Source organism: Brachyspira innocens ATCC 29796, from assembly GCF_000384655.1.
Classification (GTDB): Bacteria; Spirochaetota; Brachyspiria; order Brachyspirales; family Brachyspiraceae; genus Brachyspira; species Brachyspira innocens.
Map to the genome: position 1 here is coordinate 20,477 of NZ_ARQI01000110.1, position 19,177 is coordinate 39,653.

16 protein-coding genes are annotated in these 19,177 nt (G+C 29.2%); 11 read left to right on the plus strand and 5 right to left on the minus strand.

The genetic code is table 11. The features are described from left to right. Window positions 1-4: 4 nt before the first annotated feature. The 7 genes from F811_RS0107605 (at window position 5) to F811_RS0107635 (ending at window position 9,207) form a co-directional block, all read left to right on the plus strand. Window positions 5-2,005, plus strand: coding sequence for a hypothetical protein (locus F811_RS0107605; protein ID WP_020004658.1), 2,001 nt, complete (start codon window positions 5-7; stop codon window positions 2,003-2,005). Between the two features lie 2 nt (window positions 2,006-2,007). Next, the gene (locus F811_RS0107610) at window positions 2,008-2,940 is read left to right on the plus strand and encodes a lysophospholipid acyltransferase family protein (protein ID WP_020004659.1); all 933 of its coding nucleotides are present in this window, start codon (window positions 2,008-2,010) and stop codon (window positions 2,938-2,940) included. Window positions 2,941-3,180: 240 nt separating this feature from the next. Beyond that, a complete protein-coding gene (locus F811_RS0107615) occupies window positions 3,181-4,692 on the plus strand; it encodes a Do family serine endopeptidase (RefSeq protein WP_020004660.1) in 1,512 nt (503 codons plus the stop codon). Between the two features lie 203 nt (window positions 4,693-4,895). After that, window positions 4,896-7,469, plus strand: a complete 2,574-nt coding sequence (gene alaS, locus F811_RS0107620) for an alanine--tRNA ligase (protein ID WP_020004661.1) — start codon at window positions 4,896-4,898, stop codon at window positions 7,467-7,469. Then, window positions 7,460-8,119: a HEAT repeat domain-containing protein gene (locus F811_RS0107625; protein ID WP_020004662.1), complete on the plus strand. Its 660-nt coding sequence runs from the start codon at window positions 7,460-7,462 to the stop codon at window positions 8,117-8,119. Before alaS ends, F811_RS0107625 begins: the two co-directional genes overlap by 10 nt. Window positions 8,120-8,131: 12 nt before the next feature. Beyond that, window positions 8,132-8,917 carry a hypothetical protein gene (locus F811_RS0107630; protein ID WP_020004663.1) on the plus strand — a complete coding sequence of 262 codons (786 nt, stop codon included), beginning with the start codon at window positions 8,132-8,134 and terminating at the stop codon, window positions 8,915-8,917. Beyond that, window positions 8,917-9,207, plus strand: coding sequence for a hypothetical protein (locus F811_RS0107635; protein ID WP_020004664.1), 291 nt, complete (start codon window positions 8,917-8,919; stop codon window positions 9,205-9,207). The genes F811_RS0107630 and F811_RS0107635 overlap by 1 nt, the downstream gene beginning before the upstream one ends. A gap of 108 nt (window positions 9,208-9,315) precedes the next feature. Here F811_RS0107635 and F811_RS0107640 read toward each other — a convergent pair whose 3' ends face one another. From F811_RS0107640 to lspA, 3 genes are all read right to left on the minus strand, one after another. After that, window positions 9,316-9,957 carry a leucine-rich repeat domain-containing protein gene (locus F811_RS0107640; RefSeq protein WP_020004665.1) on the minus strand — a complete coding sequence of 214 codons (642 nt, stop codon included), beginning with the start codon at window positions 9,955-9,957 and terminating at the stop codon, window positions 9,316-9,318. 98 nt (window positions 9,958-10,055) lie between these two features. Then, a complete protein-coding gene (locus tag F811_RS0107650) occupies window positions 10,056-10,979 on the minus strand; it encodes an RluA family pseudouridine synthase (protein WP_020004667.1) in 924 nt (307 codons plus the stop codon). A 17-nt stretch (window positions 10,980-10,996) separates the two neighbouring features. Then, entirely contained in the window at window positions 10,997-11,545 is a 549-nt protein-coding gene (gene lspA / locus F811_RS0107655) for a signal peptidase II (RefSeq protein ID WP_020004668.1), read from the minus strand. A 283-nt stretch (window positions 11,546-11,828) separates the two neighbouring features. On the opposite strand from lspA, the gene rfaE1 reads away from it, so the two are divergent. Further along, window positions 11,829-12,836: a D-glycero-beta-D-manno-heptose-7-phosphate kinase gene (gene rfaE1 / locus F811_RS0107660; RefSeq protein ID WP_020004669.1), complete on the plus strand. Its 1,008-nt coding sequence runs from the start codon at window positions 11,829-11,831 to the stop codon at window positions 12,834-12,836. Between the two features lie 36 nt (window positions 12,837-12,872). Then, window positions 12,873-14,003, plus strand: a complete 1,131-nt coding sequence (locus F811_RS0107665) for a hypothetical protein (protein ID WP_020004670.1) — start codon at window positions 12,873-12,875, stop codon at window positions 14,001-14,003. 215 nt (window positions 14,004-14,218) lie between these two features. On the opposite strand, the gene F811_RS0107670 is transcribed toward F811_RS0107665, so the two are convergent. Further along, window positions 14,219-15,355, minus strand: coding sequence for a hypothetical protein (locus F811_RS0107670; protein ID WP_020004671.1), 1,137 nt, complete (start codon window positions 15,353-15,355; stop codon window positions 14,219-14,221). 115 nt (window positions 15,356-15,470) lie between these two features. Here F811_RS0107670 and F811_RS0107675 point away from each other — a divergent pair, with 115 nt between their 5' ends. Further along, window positions 15,471-16,538: a coiled-coil domain-containing protein gene (locus F811_RS0107675; protein WP_020004672.1), complete on the plus strand. Its 1,068-nt coding sequence runs from the start codon at window positions 15,471-15,473 to the stop codon at window positions 16,536-16,538. Window positions 16,539-16,561: 23 nt separating this feature from the next. Continuing rightward, window positions 16,562-16,885 carry a cell division protein ZapA gene (locus F811_RS0107680; protein WP_020004673.1) on the plus strand — a complete coding sequence of 108 codons (324 nt, stop codon included), beginning with the start codon at window positions 16,562-16,564 and terminating at the stop codon, window positions 16,883-16,885. Between the two features lie 318 nt (window positions 16,886-17,203). Here the strand turns inward: F811_RS0107680 and F811_RS0107685 are convergent, their stop codons facing one another. Beyond that, window positions 17,204-19,048 carry a methyl-accepting chemotaxis protein gene (locus F811_RS0107685; RefSeq protein WP_020004674.1) on the minus strand — a complete coding sequence of 615 codons (1,845 nt, stop codon included), beginning with the start codon at window positions 19,046-19,048 and terminating at the stop codon, window positions 17,204-17,206. Between the last annotated feature and the right edge of the window lie 129 nt (window positions 19,049-19,177).

The window sequence follows — 19,177 nt, forward strand, 5'->3', positions numbered from 1 at the left end:
TTCTATGGGTGATATAGATAATACTAGAGATAGATTAAAGTTAGATGAACTTAATAAAGATGCAAGAAAAGATTTGTTTAATAAATTTGTGGATGCAGGCGGCGAAGTTGTATCTGATAAAAAGCGTTCAGCAGTTGTTGTAAGCTCATCAAAGAAAAATGCTAATACTTTAGTAGGCGGCAATTCTAAAGGTTCTGCTAACTATAATAGCGGAGGAAAACCTTCTGATTCCAAAGGTTCAGGTTCGGGCGGTTCTTCTTCTTCTGCTGCCGCTGCTGAAAAGCAAAAAGGAAACGGATTTTTTTTCGGATTAAAATTATGGTTTGATGCTGTAAGTGCAGGTGTTATAACTTTTATGGGCGGAAATGTTAATCCAAAATTCCTTAACTTTATAGATAAAAACATTATAGCTGCATTTTTAGAGATGGATACACTTATCTTTAATGCACTAAATCCTACAGAAGCCTCAAATATAGATGCTAAGGCTAAACATCAAAAAATTGTATCTCAGTTTGCTAAAGACCTTGAGGATTTGGAGCTTTTAGAGAGGATAAAAGATCAATACAATGAAAAAACATACAAGGATTTTTTAAGACCTTATAAAGAACTTAATACCAATGTAATGGCTGAAAGCTATGTTAAAGAAATAAAAGCAATGTTCAGACCTTTATATGTACTTCATGCTTATTCTTCTAGAATTAAGGTAGCAGGAGAAAAAGCTATGCTTGCCTATGCTATTGTTGATAATATAAGTAAGGGGATAGTTAATTCAAGAATATCTGCTTTTAAAAGGGCGGTTGATTTAGTATATACAAAATATTATCCTAAATTATTTACTCTTTTGCAGTATGCTTCTAAAGAAAAATTAGAAACTATTAATGATTTTAATAAATATCTTAATATTACAGATGAGGATATTTTAGGGTATTATACAAAATTAAGAAAAGATAAAGAAAAACTTCAGGAAACCAAAATAGAACAGGCAAAAGAAAATATCGGAAAGAAAAAGGATACAGAAGAAGAAAAACTTGGAAAAGTAGAATCTATAGGCGTAAAACTTATAAATAAATGTGTATCCTATAAAAAATCAGATAACGGCATAGAGTATGAAGCAGATCCTTTCTTCTTTGTTCCTACAAAAGATAAAATATACAGAATAAAAGTTTTAATAGATTTTTTGGACAGGGAATACTCTGCTGTGTTTGTTTCAAATAAAGTAAGATATAATTTAGTTTATGATAATCAGGTTAGAACAGATTATAAAAATGACTTTAACAATATATTTTTGTCATTATCAGATACTCATTCAAGATTAAATGAATACAGCGATCTTTGCAATACCATAATGAAAGTAGAGGCTGATAAAACTATGCGTTTTGAACAGAGAATTTCTATGCTTTCTGATAAAAACGGACAGCGTTCTTATTTGGCTAAAAATTTGAGAAATACTTTTGTATCAATAATAACTCCTTTCAAAAGAAAATTAGATAAACTTCTATTAGATAAAGAAGAGAGAGAGAGAATAATAGAAAATCCTAATGATATATTAACTTTTTCTTCCGAAGTAGGAAAGGGTAAAAAAAGAATACAGGGCTATAATGTAATGAAAGCATTAACTGAAGCGTATTATTTTATATCTGGATTTAATTATTTAATTACGCAGGGTGAATTGTCTGGAGCTGGAATATTGATAGAAGGCGATGATGATGATGAACCTATGATGACTGATCAAATTACTGAAGCATCAGATACAAGCGTTAAAGAAAGTTCTGATAATAATGCTGATAATACAGAAGAAAATAATGCTTATACTGAAAGTGCTGATGATAATTCAGAAAGTAATGAAAATGCAGAAAATTCTGATATAGAAATTAATTCTGACGGATTTAATGAATCTACAAATGATGAAGATTTATTTTCAGATACTTCTAATGAAGATGATAATACTGCTGATGTTAACAGTGAAGAAGATAAAGATAGCAGCAAATTAGATAAAGAGGTTTAAATTTGGCTTATAAATCACCAAGGACTATAATGCTTGAATATATTCCATTAAGAATATTAATGGAAATAATGGCTGTTATGCCCTATATTGTTATTATATTATTTGCAAAATTGGTAGGCACTTTGATGTATTATTTTGTACCTAGTGCCAGACATACGGCTTTGATTAATTTGAAACAGGCTTTTCCAAATAAAAGTTTTCATGAGAGAAAGAGAATAGCTAAGCGTTCTATGAAATCTATGATAATGACTTTTGCTGAGTTTATAAAGTCTTCGAGAATGTCTGATGAACAAATATTAAAGAGAATAAAAATAGAAGGGCAGGATATTTTTGATGAGGCAATGCATAAAAAAAATAGAGGTATTATAGCAATTACTGGGCATATAGGAAACTGGGAATATATAGCTTTTTATTTTGCTATTAAAGGCTATCACCCTAGCGTTATAGTGAGGCCTCTTGATAATCCTAAACTTGATGTATATATGAAATCTTGGAGAGAAAAAAGAGGTATGAAATGCATATCAAGATGGGGAGATTTAAGAGAAATATTTTATGCTTTAAATGATAATAGTCCTGTTGCATTTTTATCAGATCAAAATTATTTAGACGGTATTTTTGTAGACTTTTTTGGCTGCCCTTGTGCTACAGCTACAGGACCTATTGCCATAGCTATGAAAACTGGAAGTCCTATTGCTATTGTATATAGTGTTCCAGACAGATACGGACATCATAAAATAGTGGTATCTGAAATAATGTACATAGAAGAGAAAGAAACCAAAGAAGAAACAATTAGGCATAACACCCAAAGATATACAAAAAAACTTGAAGAGATAATTTCTAAATACCCTGAAAATTGGCTTTGGGTGCATCCTAGATGGAATACTAGACCTAAAGGAGAGCCTGAGGTATTTTATAAACATAATAATTATAAATAATTTTTTACTTTGCTTTTTTTTTCTAGGTTTATATTATATATTAAAACTGTTATGATTGTCAGAACAATATTTGTATTATAGTTATATATAAAAATTCTTATTTTTAGTTAATGAGGTAATATCTTCATATAATATTCGATTTTATTTAGTTTTATTTTTTGAGATTATGTTTTATAATGTTCATGGCAAATTAATAACTTTAGTTTAAGAAAATCAATTTTAATCGGAGGTTATGCATATATGGAGCAAAAAAAACGTTCATTTATGTTCTTTTTAAATCTTGGGCTTACATTCACTTTGGTAGGTATAATAATTTCTTTCTTTATATTTTCATATGAGAAAAACTATAAAAAAGATGAGTTTTTAGTTCATGCACAGTCAGCACCTGAAAAAACTGCATTTACAGGTTCATTAGACGGTGCTTTAGAAGTTGAAGGGGCTATAAGAGAGGTTGTTGATAAAAACATGCCTGCTGTAGTTAATATATCTACAGAGATTGAGGCAGGTCAGACTGAAGAAGACAGATATGCTGATGATTTTTTCAGATTTTTCTTTGGGGATCAAGTACCTAGACAAAGAAGAAGCCAAAAATCATTAGGAAGCGGTTTTATTATTAATGAAGATGGTTATGTACTTTCAAACTACCATGTAGTTAAAGGTGCTACCAAAATAATGATAACTCTTTATGGAGAAGACGGTGAATTGCCAGCTAAGTTAATAGGATATGATGAGGCTTATGATTTGGCTTTATTAAAAATAGAAGGTAATGACAGAGTTTTCCCTTATGTTGCTTTGGGAGACAGCGATGCCATAGAGCCGGGTGAGTTTGCCATTGCTATAGGAAACCCTTACGGACTTAATAATACTGTTACTTTCGGTATTGTTAGTGCTAAAGGAAGAAGCGATGTTGGAGCTAATAAATATCAAAGATATATACAAACAGACGTTGCTATAAACCCGGGTAATTCTGGAGGTCCTTTATTTAATATTCATGGTCAGGTAATAGGTATAAACACATTAATATATTCTACTTCAGGCGGAAGTATAGGTATAGGTTTTGCCACTCCTATTAATTTGGCTACTTCTGTTATGACAGATCTAAAAGAAAATGGAAGAGTTACAAGAGGATATTTAGGTATATACTTACAGGATATTGATGAGAACTTATCAAGAGGTCTTAATGTTAAACAAAACAGCGGAGTTTATGTAAGCGAAGTTATACCAGATTCTCCTGCTTCTAAAGGCGGTTTGCAGGACGGCGATATCATTATAGAGTTTGACGGCGAGAGAATGACAAGATCTGGAGATTTATTTAATAAAGTAGCTACTACAAAAGTAGGTAAAGAAGTTACAGTTAAATATTTGAGAAACGGAAGAGAAAGAAGTACTAAAATAGTTATAGAAGCAAGAGTTGAAGATGAGAATGTTGTACCTAGCAGACAATCTCAAAATAATTCTCAGGGAAGTACTCGTTCTTGGATGGGATTAGATGTTTCAAATATTACTCCAGAGATATCTCAAAGACTTCAGATAAGAAGCAATGAAAGAGGTGTTGTAGTTCTTAATATGACTCAGAACTCTAAAGCATATCAGGCTGGACTTAGACCTGGAGATGTTATCAAAGCTATTAACGGTATCACTATTTCAAGTACAGATGATTATGATAAATTCGTTGACTCTTATGGAAATGATAAGTCATTTACTATTACTATAAAACGTGCTAGAATGACTTATGTTATAATAATAGAATAGTGCTTAAATATTAATAGAATATAAAGGAGCTTTGCAATAATATTTTGTAAAGCTCTTTTTTATTATTAATTAATAAATTATGTTAACTATTTTTGGCTTTTTACTTGCATTCATAACTAATTTAATATATTATTAATAAACTATTAATTTGGTTAATAAAGTTTTATATATAAAGAATAATATTCTTAAAACAGGAGCTGAAGATGACACATTTAGAATTGAGAGAAAAATTCAAAGAGTTTTTTAAAAGCAAAAAACATGTAATAGAAAAATCATCATCACTTATACCAATAGATGATCCTACACTTCTTTTCACAACAGCGGGTATGCTTCAGTTCAAACCATATTATGCAGGAATAAAAAAAGCACCTTATTCAAGAGTAGCTACTATACAAAAATGTTTTAGACTTTCAGATTTGGAGAATATAGGAAAAACTGCAAGACATCATACTTTTTTTGAAATGTTTGGTAATTTCTGCTTTATGGGAGATTATTTTAAGAAAGAAGCTATTGAATTTGCTTGGGAGTTTTCTACTCAGGTAATAAAACTTCCTATTGAAAGAATATATGTTTCTATTTATGAGAAAGATGATGATGCTTTTAAGATTTGGAATGAGCATATAGGAATACCAAAAGAAAAGATAGTAAGACTAGGAAAAAAAGATAATTTCTGGGGACCTGCTGGAGATTCTGGGGCTTGCGGACCTTGCAGTGAGCTTTATATTGATATGGGAGAGGAGAAAGGATGCGGTAAGCCAGATTGTTTTGTGGGCTGCGACTGTGAGAGATATTTGGAGTTTTGGAATTTAGTATTTAATGAGTTTTTTCAGGATACTGACGGCAATTTATCACCGCTTCAGAATGTGGGTATAGATACTGGAATGGGACTTGAAAGACTTTGCTATATTATGCAGGGTGTTGAGAGTAATTATCAAACTGATGTTATGAAGCCTATAGTTGATGCTATTATAAAAAAACTCAATGTTAAATATGAAGATAAAAATAAAACAAAAATAAATCTAATAGCAGATCATTTAAGAGCATTGGTATTTGTTTTGGCAGAAGGATGCGTACCTTCAAATGAGGGAAGAGGATATGTTTTGAGAAGACTTTTAAGAAGAGCTTTGAAAACTTCAAGCGATTTAGGTCATAAAGGAGCTTTCTTAAATGAGCTTACTGGTGCTGTTATAGATGTTTATAAAGATATATACGATTATCTTCCTAAAGAAGAAGAGAATATAAAAAGAATATTAAAAGAAGAAGAGAATAAGTTTTTAAATACAATATCTGCTGGTATGAATAAACTCTATAGTGTAATGGAAGATAATAAAGATAGTAAAGTGATAAAAGGTTCTGATGCATTTATGCTTTTTGATACTTACGGACTTCCTTTTGATATAACAGAGGAAGAAGCTAATGATCATGGCTTTACAGTTGATAGAGCTGGATTTGAAGAAGCTATGGAAGAGCAGAAAAAAAGAAGCAGAGGAACTGGAGAAGATAAAAAGTCAAAATTCGGATATGTAGCAAACTTTGACACTAAATATGTTGGTGAAGATTTAAACAATTTGACAAACGGTGTAAAAGCAAAAGTAGCTGCAGTATACAATGATAATACAGTTATTGTAACAGATGTTTCTCCTTTTTACGGAGAGATGGGAGGACAGGTTGGAGACAACGGATATATAGAGACTTCAGATAAACAAACTATTAAAGTAACAGATACTCAGAAAAAAGAAAATACTATTATACATATACTTGAAAATAATAATCATTCATTTAAAGAAGGCGAAGAGATAACATTATTTGTTAATGCTGATAGAAGAATGGCTATAAGAAAAAATCATACAGCTACGCATATACTTCAAAGAGTTTTAGAGCTTACACTTGGAAATCATGTAAATCAGGCTGGAAGCTATGTATGCGAAGATTATTTGAGATTTGACTTTACTCACCCAGATTCTATATCCGAAGAAACTTTGCTTAATATAGAAAATAAGGTTAATGAAGTAGTTTTCAAATCGATGCCCGCTGTAATTAAATACATGTCTAAAGAAGAAGCTATATCATCTGGGGCTAAGGCATTGTTTGGTGAGAAATACCCTGATACTGTTAGAATACTTGATATAGGAGACGGATTTTCAGTAGAGCTTTGCGGAGGAAGTCATTTGACAAATACATCGGAAGTTGGTTATTTCCATATAGTAAGTGAAGGTTCTGCAGCAAGCGGTGTAAGACGTATAGAGGCTATTACTGGTTTAAAAGCTGCTAATGAGGCTACAAAACTATTTAGTAAAGTAAAAAACTTGGCACATATACTTAATGCTTCAAAAATAGAAGAAATTACTATAAGAGCTGAAAACCTTCAAAATGAAGTAAAAAAATTGCAGAAAGATATTAAGCAGTTAAAGACTTCTGGAGCTTCAGTTACTTCATTTATGGATAATTATGAAGATTTAGGCGGTATTAGATTCTACAATTTAGAGTTTAATGAGGATATAAAAGAAGTAAGGCTTTATGCTGATACTATAAAAGAGAGAGTAAAAGACAGTATTACTGTTATGATAAGTAAAACTGAGTCTTCAAACTCTATACTTGTTCAGCTTACAGGAAGTGCTGTAAAAGAAAAGAAATTATCTGCAAATAATATTATAAAAGATATTATTAAAACTGCAGGCGGAAGAGGCGGCGGAAAAGATACTTTTGCTCAGGGCTCTATAGAAAATATAGATAAGGCAAAAGAAGAAATTAATAAATTAAAGAGTACATGGTTATAACTTTTAATATGAAAAAAATTACAATACTTTTTATATATGCTTTTTTTATTTTGATATCTTGTTCTGAAAAAGATGTTACTTTAAGAAGACTTGAAGATGTTCATAAAGCCGAAAAAAAATTAGCAAAAGACCCTAATGATGAAGAGGTTATATTGGAAGTATTAAATGCGGCTCAAAATGGCGGCAGGGAAGTACGTGCTGAGGCTGTTTGGCTTTTAGGAAAGATAGAAGCAGATATAGCATACAGTGATTTTTTGCGTGCCAGCGTTGAAGATCCTGATTTTAATGTAAGATGTTTAGCTGTTTTGGGTCTTGGAAGACTTGAGGCAAATAATCCCGAAGCTATTGACAGGGTAAAAAGGGCTATTTCTGATACTGATTTGCAGGTGCAGATAGAGGGATTAAAAGTCGCTGGCAGAATGAATGCTAAAGAGCTTTTGAACTCTATACTTGAAAGTTTATCAAGTAAAAATAAGTGGGTAAGAATGGCGGCTGTTGAGGCTTTAAAAGATTATGATGATGGCAGAGTTGACAGATCTTTGAATTTGCTTGCTTCAAGTGACAGTGATTTTGCTGTAAGATCTATTATTAAACAGGTTATAGAATATAGAGAAAATAAAAAAGCTAATACTATAGAAATTGAAGAGTAGGGTGCATTATTGATGTTTAAAAGAAGTGTTAAATTGTTTTTATTTATAATAATATCTTTATTTATTACTATATCATGTGCTTCAAAATATTCTTATGTAAGAGTTGATGATATTATAGAAAAAAATAGAACCATAGCGGTAGCTTCTTTTACTTTTCCAAAGAGTATGACCAATCAGTACTTGGACAAATTAAAATATTTAAACACAGAAATATATACAGATTTTGTATTAAATAGTTTTATAAGTAATTTTAATTCTCAAAATGAAATGGTTAAACTAATAACCTTGCAGGAAGCAATAGGAAATGAAGAGTTTGCCAAACTTCCAAATCATTCTATATTAGGAGCTGATTATGTGGCAGCAACTGGTACTCTTGCTACAAACAGATTAAGCGAAGAAACATTATCCTTACTTGCTGGTAAAGCTGACGGAGTAATGTATGCAAACTCTGCAATGTCTTTTTGGTCTCAGAAGGTTAGTATAGATTTTGAGATTTATGATATTACAGGCGATTATTTGTGGATAGACACTTTAAATGGTGCTTCTTATCATATTATAGGCGATACTGGTGCTCCTACTAGGCAGACTGCTTATGAAATAGTTATTGCCGATGTTATGAAGTATCAGAAACTCCATGCAGAAGAGCTTTATATTGTTATAGACCAAGCCATATCAAATGGGGTTAATGGTCTTAAAGGAAGGGCTCCTTATGCATTTAATACTAATGATATAATATTCACACAAAAAACTTTTAGTTTAACCAATGAAGACTATGCAAAAAAGGCAGGTATATATTAATGGCACAAAAACAAAAAATAGAATTAAATTTCAGCGATGTAGATGATTTTCATTTTAAAAAATCATTAAAAGGATATATTACAAAAATAGCAGATGATCATTATGTTATTAATAATGATGATTTAGCTATAAGAGCTACTGGTAAAACACCTAAAGAAGCAGCAGAAATGCTTAAAGATCAGTTTATAGTTCTTGCTAATGATTTGATGTATAAATCAAAATATGCACCTTTAAGTGAAAGAGAGAGAAAGAAAGTTAATATTATAAACTCCATATGCGATTTAATATAGTATTTGTAATATAAGAATAAGATTTGAAAAAATAAATGGCTAACTATGTTTTATGAAATTAGCTTTAAGTGAATATATAATATTTGATAAATAATCTGACACCAATATTTAAAAATTATTTTTTATATTCTTTTCTGATTTTATATTATTTTCTGAAATAGAAAGAAACTTTAATTTTTTTAATTTTGTCAATTCTTCTGGTATATCATCTAGTTTATTTGAATCAAGAATAAGCTCTTTGAGATTTCTTAAGTTTTGTATTTTTGAATCTATTTTTTTTATTTTATTAAATGAAGCGTCTATAAACTTTATATTATGAAGCTCATATATTTCATCAGGCAGATAAGAAATATTACATCCGCTTATATCAAGTTCTTCAAGTTTTTTTAGCATTTTTATATTTTTATTTAATTTGCTTATACTATTATAAGAGATATTGAGATATTTTAAGTTTGTAAGCTCAAAAATTTCTTTATTAAGATATCTTATTTTATTTGAAGATATATCGAGATTTTTTAAGTTTTGTAAATTAGCTATTTCTTTTGGTATTTTTTTTATATAGTTCATAGATATGTATAGGCTTTCTATATTTTCAATTTCAAAGAATTCTAAAGGAATCTCTGTTATATCTAAATTGCTCAGATTTAATTCCCTTATATTATCAAAATCTTCTATTTTTGTATTTGCTATATCATAAGCATCATTTTCTTTAGCCCATTTAATTATATATTTAAAATTACTCTTAGTCATATTTATTAAAGCCGTATTTATTATTTTTATCATTTATTATTATATTAGCATGCTTATATGACAAAAATTGACGCATTAACACATATTTAATAATATTTTTATATATTTTCTGAATATAAAAACTCATAAAAATAAGAAGGATAATCGATCTCAAATTGAAGCACTTCATTGGTGATAGGGTGAGTAAACTCTATTTTTTTAGCAACAAGCATAAGGGCTTTATATTTGTTTGAGCTTTTCGAGTATATTTTGTCGCCTGCTACGGGAAAGTTTTTGTATGATGAATGCACTCTTATCTGATGAGTTCTTCCAGTTTTTAAATCTATTTCTATAAGCGTATGATTTTTAAATCTTTTTAATACCTTTATATGTGTAAGAGCATGTTTACCGTCTTCTCTTACAGTCATTTTTTTTCTGTATACCTGATGTCTTCCTATAGGCAGATTAATTTCTAAATAATTATCTTTAAGAACTCCTATAACTATAGCATGATATATTTTTTTTATTTTGCGGTTTTTGAATTGTTCTTGAATTCTTGATACAATATCAGCATTTTTCCCTATAATCATAATTCCAGAAGTATCTTTATCAAGCCTATGTATTATTCCAGCCCTGCTTTTATTGCCTACAAAATCAAAGTCTTTTATATTATAAAGCAAAGCATTAACCAAAGTTCCAGTCATTTCTGATGCTGAACAATGCACACTCATTCCAGCGGGCTTATTTATTACAAGAAGGTATTTATCTTCATATATTATGTCTAAACTTATATTTTCAGCTTTAGGATTTTCTATATCTATTTCTTTATCGCTATTATTTATATCAACTTCTATTTTATCATTTATTTTAAGAGCATATGAAAGTTTTTTTTCGATTCCGTTTACTTTGATAGAGTTTAAATAATTTTTTACTTGGCTTCTTGATATATTTAATTTTTCGCTTATAAATACATCTAGTCTTTTTTTGGCATCTGCTTCTTCAATTATAAAGTATTTATTATTATCAGATTTTTCTCTGTTCATAATTGATTATTTTATCTTTATTCATTATTTTTGTTTTTATCAAAATCTTCTTTAAAGAAAAATACTCCTATAGCTATTATACATATTCCTATAGTAATGGAAGCATCAGCTATATTATAATTATAAGGAAATCTTATAGTTTCATTAAAACCCATACTAATAAAGTCAGTAACATATCCTCTCATAATTCTGTCAATCAAGTTTCCCATAGCTCCTCCAAGAACCATAGTAAAACCAATCATAGAAAGTTTCTGCTTTTTTACATTTATAGATATCATTATGAAGAATACTACAATCATGGCCAAAAATACTATAATTTTGAGAAGTTCTGGTATTATATGCTGTATTGATTCTGGTACACTGTTAAGAAAGCCGAATGATACGCCGTAATTTCTAGTGTATATAAATATTAATATATCGCCTATTACTCTTTGTACAATTATTTCCTGAAGGTATTTATCTATAAAATATTTTGATACTGCATCTGCTATAAATATAAGTAATGCTGCTAAAAAATATATTTTCTTTTGTTTTATCTCTTGTGCTATTTTTTTTAATTTTATCATATGGCTTTAACTCTTTTTATTAATATATTTAATTTTTACTGCAATATATAACTTGACTATAATATAAAAAGTGAATTTTTTTCAATATATTTATCAATATAATAGACTATAATAATTTATATTAATAAAAATTACAAGTTTGATTTATATATAATGTAATATAGATAATATCTTTTATAATCATTTTATATAATTATTTCAAACATTTGTTATTATTTACAATTTTTTTTATTTTATGTTATAATCATTGTAGAAATATATTCTATTATAGTGATAATTAATTATGGACTTAAAAATAAAAGCTAAAAAGATTAAATACTCTAAAGTTCTTGTTATAGGCGATTTAATGCTTGATAAATTCACTTACGGAGATGTTATAAGAATATCTCCTGAAGCACCTGTTCCAGTTCTTCATGTTAATCATGAAGAAAATTATTTAGGCGGTGCTGGAAATGTAGCAAGAAATATCTCTGCCTTAATAGGGGAGGATAATAATAACAGCATTTTTATGATAGGCGTAATAGGAAAAGATAATTCTGCTGATACTATTATAAAAAGTATGAATAAGGCAAATATATCTACTAATGGCATAGTAGAAGATGATTCCAGAGATACTATAACAAAAACAAGAATAGTGGCAAATACTCAGCAGATAGTGCGTATAGATAATGAAAGTACAGAGCCTTTTTCTGCTAGTATAATGAAAAAAATAGAAAAAAACTTTACTGATAACGTAGATAATTATAATGCTGTAATAATAAGCGATTATGCTAAAGGTATTATTACAAATAAGCTTGCAAAAAAGATAATAGATACCTGCAATAAAAAGAATAAGCCAGTATTAGTAGATCCTGCTATAAAGCATTTTTCATTTTATAAAAAAGCCACACTTATGACGCCTAATTTGAAAGAGGCAGTTGAAGGATCAGACAGTAGATTACCTTTTTATGAGTTTAATCCTGAAGCTATAAATACACTTGGAAATGATATAATAAAAAAATTAGCACTCTCAAAACTGATGATAACTTTAGGTGCTAATGGAATGGCTTTATTTGATAAGGATATAAAAGGTCCTGATAAAAAAACTCCTTTTATAATACCTACAAAGGCAAAGAGCGTGTTTGATGTTTCTGGTGCTGGAGACACTGTTATATCGGTACTTGCTATGTGTTTATCGGTAGGATTATCTTTTAAGGAGTCTTCTGAAATATCAAATGCTGCTGCTGGTGTTGTTGTAGGAAAGAGAGGAACTTCCACTTTAACATTAGATGAGCTTATGGAAGTACTATAATAAGTTTTATATAAAAATTGGAAATATTATTTTATTATGAAGAGAAAAATTATATTATTATTTATACTGCTGTTATTTATTGTTTCCTGTCTGCCGAAACCTTTAATAGTGCCTGCTAAAGTTGTTACAGAGCTTACATTGGGTAAGGATATAGGGGTTTACAGCAATGAGTTTGTAGATTTGGATAGCCCCAAAATATATAAAGTTGATAACGAATATTATTTCGGAGATTTTTATATAGTAAAAAACGATACTGTTTATGCTTTAGATGTATCCAATTCAAGAATGGTTATAGCCTCTGGAAGCAATGTAAGGTATTTTCCTTTGGAGTATAAAAATCTTGAAACTTCAAAAATATCTCTTATAGATTCTAATGCTAATATTTATATAACAGGGTACAATTTAAGATATGTAGGCGATATAGTAGTAAGCAATGTTATGATGAGTCTTCCATCTGAAAGTCCTACGACTGAGGGCGATGATGCTCCGCGTATAGAAACTTATACTGTAAAAGTAACTAATACCAATTATACTAAAGTAGGTTTTGTATCTTTAAATAAAATATCTTCCAATGGTAATACATTGTACAGCATAGATACTGTTATTGATAATGAATACGAATCTTTAGTCAAATTAATAACATTAACCAATCATAAATTTGCTCTTCTTAAAAGAGATAAAGATAAAGTTCCGCTGCTGGATATATACGACATGGATACGGGAAAGATGGAAAAAAGATTCTCTCTTAAAGATGTTGAATATACTGATAAAGCGGCTATGTCTTACAGAGAAATAGTAGACTGTGTATATGTACCAGATAAAGAGGTTGTGGCAATTCTTACTATGAATGTAATTGAAGGTAAGCATCAGGAAGATATTATATACACATCAAAGCTGGATAATTTTAATCTTAAAGAAACGTACAAAATACCAAACAGAGATAACTCTCTTGCTGTAGGTATATCAAGTACTGGACGTGTTACATATACTGGTATGGATAATGGAATGTATTTCTTTATACGTACTAATCCTTTTTTATCGCAGAATTACAGCAAAGAATATTTAGGTACTGACGGATTTAATAAGTTACGGGGAATACATATGTTTGATGATTCTATTTACGGCTTTATGTTAGAAGACGGTATAATTAGATTCCAGAACTATTGATATATTTCCAATTTGAAATAAAAATTATTATATACTATGATGCAGTAAAATGCAGATTAACTATAAAAACTTTGAGTAAATAGCGTACAAAAAGCTATAATACATTCATAAAAATAAACTTGTTTGAAAACTAATTTTATTTATGTATATAGTTTAATTAACAAATATTTACACTTTTTGTAACTGTATTTTTAAAAAAATGCGGTTTGTTATAATTAAAATACAGCCTTCATAGCTATATAATATCTACCATCTGTAGAGCCTTGAAATCCGAAGTATATAGGGTTAAATTTTATATAAGCACTGTACTCTAAACAGAATAAATCTTTTTTACTATTAAACTTTTCATCTTTGTTTACAGGTATATAAAACATCGGTCTTAAAGCCAGATTGAGCATTTTCCATTCCGCCCCTATTTCAAATCTTAAATAATGTGCATCATTGTCTCTCCAAGTGTATTCTCCAAGCATATTAATCCATAATTGTCTGTCAAGCAGAGGAAGTTTTCCCATAGCAGATAGCTGCACGAGATGATGAGTTTTATCATCATTATTATTATAAAGAGTTTCAAATCTTTCTGGAGATAATGAATTTTTTTTGTTGTATTGATATAAAAACTGAGCTTTGAAATAATCCCCATGAACTTTTAAAAGTACAGCCAAAGGATTTGAGTCTTTTGAATAGCCTTGAGAGTATGATATCTCATAATAATATCCTATAAATCCAGCTCTAAAACCCATTTCATTATTTACTCTAGGCAGATACCAATGCGGCTGAGAAGAAGCAGATTCACTGTCATAAACTGAAGGCAAAAGCATAAATGTGGAGCCGTTAATATCATTTACAGCCTTCATTCTAAAAGAAAGAAGTATTCTAGTTAATGTAATAGTCTCTATTCCTGCATCATATAATCCTATACTTCCAGTAGCATTGTCTTTATTAAATACATCAAATTTGGCAGTCATAGTTGCAAAAGGAGTGGCTGAAAAGTACCAATCAAAATTAAATGTTTTTCCAACTGATAGGTACATATTAGGCATACTGAAATGTCCGTATTTTAGGTTTACTCCGATTAGCGTATCCATATGAAGTTCTATAGTAGAAAGTTCATATAAAAGTCTTGAAGAAAAAGAAGTTTTTAAAGCAGTCTCTCTTTTATAGCTTTCATGTATATAATCAATGGGCATATAACTTTCTGTAGGTCTTACAGGCTCTATTCCTATATAGGGCCAAACTGTTATTATACCTTTTAATAATCTCTGATCTTTTTCTGTATATGGAGATTGTGCATATACTTCAAAGTAACTTATAATAATTAAGTTAAAAACTATAAATTTTAAAATATTTTTCATATAACTGTTTTTATTTGTTTTAATATTATAATATCATTTTATCATATAAATAAAAAATTGACAATTGAATTTATATGTGATATAATTTTTTAATAGTTTTTTGGGGAGTTTAAAATTGAAAGAATTTAATATTTTAGAGGAAAAATTAAAGGATTTTTTAGACGATTATCAGCTAATTTCATTTGATAATAAAGAATTATTACAAACTATAGAGCAGTTAAAAAAAGAAAAAGAAGATTTAACTAATTCATTAAATCAGCTTAAAGATAATTTTAATTCTCTTAAAGAGGAAAAAACTATACTAGAAGCCGATAAAAGAAATGCAAATGATAATTATAATTCTATAAGAGAAGAAAGAGAAAATCTTATAAAACAGCTTGAAGCAGCAAGAATAGAATTAGAAACTACTAAAAGAGAAAGAGATACATTAAAATCAAATTTAGAAAATACGGAAAAAGATTCTGTAACACTTATAGAAGAAAATGACAGTGTAAAAAAATCATTAGAAACAGCAAACAGAACTATAGAAACTCTTACAAAAGAAAATAAAGAATTGGAAGAAAAACTAGGTATATTGATAGATAGAATAGACAGTGTAAGAAACGCTAGCTTAAAAAAAGTTTATCATGCTGTAAATACGCCTGCAAAAGAAGAGATTAAAGAGATTAAAGAGACTAAAGAAGTTAAAGAAATTAAAGAAGAGGCAGTGCATACAAAAACAGAAGATATAAAAAAAGATGAAGTTAAAGAGATTAAGGCAGAAGAAGTAAAACAGCATACTGAAGAATTAAATAATGATGAAGAAGATCCTTTCAGCGGCAATAATGATTCAGATTATTATGAAGAGTATAAAGAAAACGAAGTAGCTAATCATTCAAAAGAACCTATTAAAGAAGATGTAAAAGAAGCAGTTAAAGAAAAAGCAGAAGTAGTTGTTTCTAGTGTAAAAGTTACAGAAGAGGAAGATCCTTTTTCTAATGCTTCTGATGCTAGTTGGGACGAAGAGATAGAGAGTATAAAAGAAGAAAGTAAAGAAGAGGCAAGTAACAGCAGCGATGATAATAATGAGAGTAATGAAAATAAAAAAGAAGATAATTATGAGTTTGATATAAATGAAGATGATCAGTATATGTTCGGCGAAGATGATGAGGAAGAGTTCTTCTTTGATAATGAATCAAAATAATTCTGTAAAAATGGGTAAATAAAATGGATAATAATACTTTAGAGGTTACAATATACGGCAGAACTCTTAATATAAAATCAAGCGAAGAGAATGCTGAGTATTTAAAAGAAGTTGCTGATTTTGTTGATGAAAGTATGAATGATATAGCAGAGCATTATGGTTCAAATTATCCTAGAGATACTATAGCAATACTAGCTTGTCTCAACATAGCAGACCTGCTTAAAAGAGAAATAGCTAACAGTAAGGCTGGAAAAGATACTTTATTAGCTTTAAAAGAAAGTATAGCCTCAAGATCTAATAAATTAATCAAACTTATAGATGAAACTAAAGAAAATTCTAAAGAATAGTTTTATAATAGACTTGTTTCAAAACTAATTTTATTTATTAATTGTGGGGACTAGCCCCCACACCCCCACTTCTTTTGGTGACCCAAAGAAGCAAAAGGACTGCATATTTACATACTTAAATAATAAGCTATACAACATTTAAAACATTATTTTAATAATTTATAAATTAGCAAAATTTTACATATAATCTTGTCAAGTACTTTTGAAACAAGTCTAATATAATTTTTTAGTAATATCAAATTAAAAAAGACCTGCATTAAAATGCAAGTCTTTTTTTTTAACAATGAAAAATATTTTATTTAAATTCAGATTACTTACTTAATTTACTTTAAAGAAACTCATAGCATCAACCAATTCTACAGCCTGATTAAGTAAAGATGTAGAAGAAGCGGAAGCCTGTTCTACTAAAGCAGCATTTTGCTGAGTTACACTATCCATATCAGTAACTGCTCTATTAACCTGTTCTACACCTTCATGCTGTTCTACCGCAGTGGAACTTATGTCCTGCATGATTTTAGCTGTATTTTCTATTTTTCCCTGAAGATCATTGAATATTTCCTGAGATATTCTAGCTGATTCTGTAGCTTTATTAATTTTGTCATAAGCATTATCAACTAAATCAGTAATATCTTTAACAGATGACTGAGTAGTTTGAGCTAAGTTTCTAACCTCGCTTGCTACAACAGCAAATCCTTTTCCCTGTTCTCCTGCTCTTGCTGCCTCTACTGCAGCATTCAAAGCAAGTATATTAGTTTGAAAAGCAATGTCTTCTATTATTTTTGTAATGTCTTTTATTTTTGTACTGGCATCATAAACTTCTTCTATATTTTTTGTTGTATCTAGTATTATCTCGCCTGCATTCTGAATAGAAGTTCTTGAATCTATCATCATTTTATTTCCTTCAATAGACTGATCTGCTGATGATTTTATTGTAGAAGCCATTTGTTCCATAGATGAAGCAGTTTCTTCCAAACTAGCAGCCTGTGCTTCTGTACGTTTTGATAAGTCGGCACTGCCTTGAGAAAGTTCTTTAGCATTCATTCTTATTTCATCTGCTGAGTTTCTCACTTTTACTATTATATCAGATAATCTGTCTCTCATATCAAAGAAAGAATTAGCTAAAACTCCAAGTTCATCTTTACGGTTTATATTTCTATGTGTTGAAGTTAAATCTCCGTCTGAAATTTCTCTTGAAATAGATACGAGTTCATTTAAAGGTTTTGTTATGCTCTTTATGTATAATGCTATTATTAAAGTACATAGTATTATAAACAAAGGTCCTATAATTACTGTACGTATAATAGTATATTTTATTTCTTTATATATTTCGCTGTCTGCTTTAGCAAATATCACAGACCAAGGCATAGTATGAATATTTTCATAAGCGGCAGAACGTTTGCCTTGATGACCTTCATTATCATAAGATTCTATAATTCCAGTATGACTTGTTTTTATTACACTGTAAACATCTGGAAGTTTATCTCCTATTCTTTCTTTATCAGATGATAATATTACATTTCCGTCATTATTTGCCACTGTAATACGTCCGTTTAAATTGAGATTGCCTATAAAGTCATTATTTACTTTAGCCAAATCTAAATTGATGTATATTATACCTATAAGTTCTTTTGCTGAGTTTCTTAATCCTCCGCAAAGTAAAAGTGCTTGTCCTCCTGTTGTAGATGATACACTTGTTGTATTATCATAAGTATAATTATAGTTATTAGCCTTCATTCTATTAAATAATTCAGTATGAACACTTGCTATAGATACACCTTCAAGTTTAGGATTGGCATTATCAAGTATAATATTGCCGTTAATATCTGCTACACCTATATTGATAGAGTATGTATTTACAGAGCCGAAATCTTTTAATCTTTTTATTGCTTCAGTTTTTACAGCTTCATCTGAAGGATTTAATACAGCATTAACTACAGCCCCAGATTGTGCGTATGTAGATATCGCAAGAAGCTGTTCGTGCAAAACCATATCTATCATAGAAGAATATCCTGATACTGTAGCTCTAAATCCTTCTAAAGAAGATTTCCTTATAGCTCTTGATGAAGACCATATTGAAATTACAGATAAAATGGCTATAGTAATAAAAATAATAGAACTTATTATAATTGGTACTTTAAATGATAAACTGTGAATTTTTTTCATATTGTGAAAAACCTCTATATATAATATTTTTTTATTTTCTGATAAAATCGATTACAGGTATATGTAAAGATAATACAAAATTAATTTAACAATAAAATAATCAAAGTCAATAAAAATTATAATTTTTTT

Excerpts from the sequence above, each read along its gene's own strand:
- F811_RS0107605 (WP_020004658.1), top strand. The coding sequence starts at position 5 with ATGGGTGATATAGATAATACTAGAGATAGATTAAAGTTAGATGAACTT.
- F811_RS0107615 (WP_020004660.1), top strand. The coding sequence starts at position 3,181 with ATGGAGCAAAAAAAACGTTCATTTATGTTCTTTTTAAATCTTGGGCTT.
- alaS (WP_020004661.1), top strand. The coding sequence starts at position 4,896 with ATGACACATTTAGAATTGAGAGAAAAATTCAAAGAGTTTTTTAAAAGC.
- F811_RS0107625 (WP_020004662.1), top strand. The coding sequence starts at position 7,460 with ATGGTTATAACTTTTAATATGAAAAAAATTACAATACTTTTTATATAT.
- F811_RS0107630 (WP_020004663.1), top strand. The coding sequence starts at position 8,132 with ATGTTTAAAAGAAGTGTTAAATTGTTTTTATTTATAATAATATCTTTA.
- F811_RS0107635 (WP_020004664.1), top strand. The coding sequence starts at position 8,917 with ATGGCACAAAAACAAAAAATAGAATTAAATTTCAGCGATGTAGATGAT.
- F811_RS0107640 (WP_020004665.1), bottom strand. The coding sequence starts at position 9,957 with ATGACTAAGAGTAATTTTAAATATATAATTAAATGGGCTAAAGAAAAT.
- F811_RS0107650 (WP_020004667.1), bottom strand. The coding sequence starts at position 10,979 with ATGAACAGAGAAAAATCTGATAATAATAAATACTTTATAATTGAAGAA.
- lspA (WP_020004668.1), bottom strand. The coding sequence starts at position 11,545 with ATGATAAAATTAAAAAAAATAGCACAAGAGATAAAACAAAAGAAAATA.
- rfaE1 (WP_020004669.1), top strand. The coding sequence starts at position 11,829 with ATGGACTTAAAAATAAAAGCTAAAAAGATTAAATACTCTAAAGTTCTT.
- F811_RS0107665 (WP_020004670.1), top strand. The coding sequence starts at position 12,873 with ATGAAGAGAAAAATTATATTATTATTTATACTGCTGTTATTTATTGTT.
- F811_RS0107670 (WP_020004671.1), bottom strand. The coding sequence starts at position 15,355 with ATGAAAAATATTTTAAAATTTATAGTTTTTAACTTAATTATTATAAGT.
- F811_RS0107680 (WP_020004673.1), top strand. The coding sequence starts at position 16,562 with ATGGATAATAATACTTTAGAGGTTACAATATACGGCAGAACTCTTAAT.
- F811_RS0107685 (WP_020004674.1), bottom strand. The coding sequence starts at position 19,048 with ATGAAAAAAATTCACAGTTTATCATTTAAAGTACCAATTATAATAAGT.